Annotated in this window: 1 pseudogene; it reads right to left on the reverse strand. The window is 62.7% G+C overall.

The features are described 5' to 3' along the window. A pseudogene (locus VBE63_RS31020) lies at positions 1 to 673 on the reverse strand (glutamate synthase subunit alpha); the annotation flags it as partial.

Consider the following 673-nt stretch of genomic DNA (forward strand, 5'->3'; position numbering starts at 1 on the left):
GACCAGATCATCGTTGGTGACCAGGTAACGGGCTGGGCGCAAGCCATTGCGGTCGAGCGTGGCGCCGATCTGCCGGCCGTCGGTAAAGGCAATCGCGGCCGGACCATCCCAGGGCTCCATCAGCGCGGCATGGAACTCGTAGAAGGCGCGGCGCTTCTCGTCCATCAGCTTGTTGCCGGACCAGGCCTCCGGGATCAGGATCATCATCGCCTGCGCCAGCGAGTAGCCGCCCATCACCAGTAGTTCGAGCGCATTGTCGAAACAGGCCGAGTCGGACTGACCCTCGGGGATCAGCGGCCAGATGGTGTCGAGGTCATCGCCGAGGACCTCGGAGCGCATCGTATGCCGGCGCGCCGCCATCCAGTTGACATTGCCGCGCAGGGTGTTGATCTCGCCGTTGTGGCAGATCATTCGAAACGGCTGCGCCAGATCCCAGGTCGGGAAGGTATTGGTCGAGAAGCGTTGATGCACCAGCGCCAGCGCCGACTCGAAGCGCTCATCGCGCAGATCGAGGTAATAGTTGCCGACCTGACCAGCGAGCAGCATACCCTTGTAGTTGATGGTCCGTGACGACATCGAGGCGACGTAATAGGCGGTCTTGTCGTAGCCGTGGGCACGGATCTCGTTGTCCATCCGTTTGCGCACCACGAACAGGCGGCGCTCGAAGGCGTCT

Origin of the sequence: Lamprobacter sp. (assembly GCF_034860625.1) — a bacterium.
GTDB lineage: Bacteria > Pseudomonadota > Gammaproteobacteria > Chromatiales > Chromatiaceae > Lamprobacter.